Origin of the sequence: Agrobacterium sp. MCAB5, assembly GCF_052114365.1 — a bacterium.
Lineage (GTDB): Bacteria > Pseudomonadota > Alphaproteobacteria > Rhizobiales > Rhizobiaceae > Agrobacterium > Agrobacterium tumefaciens.
This window is the reverse complement of record NZ_JBFREP010000377.1, coordinates 1-354: the sequence shown is the minus strand read 5'-3', so window position 1 is coordinate 354 and position 354 is coordinate 1. Positions and strand designations below refer to the sequence as shown.

Annotated in this window: 1 protein-coding gene; it reads right to left on the bottom strand. The window is 55.1% G+C overall.

The genetic code is table 11. From position 1 onward, the window contains the following. Positions 1 to 354 (bottom strand): TonB-dependent receptor domain-containing protein (locus tag AB4Z23_RS29110; protein WP_441361389.1); only part of this gene is annotated, 354 nt, incomplete at both ends.

Sequence of the window (354 nt, the reverse complement as noted above, 5' to 3'; positions counted from 1 at the left end):
ATGCTACCCCAACCCGGGGCTCCCACCGTCTGATAGTACCGCGTGTCGAAGAGGTTATCGACGCTCAGAGCCGCCTGGACGTTTTCGTTGAACTTGTAGCCGACCCGGGCACCAAGAACGGCAAAGGGTTCCTGGGTAACCCTGGTAGTTCCAACTGTTCGGCTTGTCTCCGACTGGAAGCGGACACCGGCTCCGACTGTCAAACCTTCTAACTGTTCCGTAAAACTGTAGTCACCCCAGATCTTGATCAGATGGTCAGGCGTAATTGTCCTGTTGAAAGCGTAGTCTTCTTCACCCGCGATGAGCGTCTTGTGTGTGTAGGTGTAGGATGCGGCCACCTGCAAGTTGGAGAAC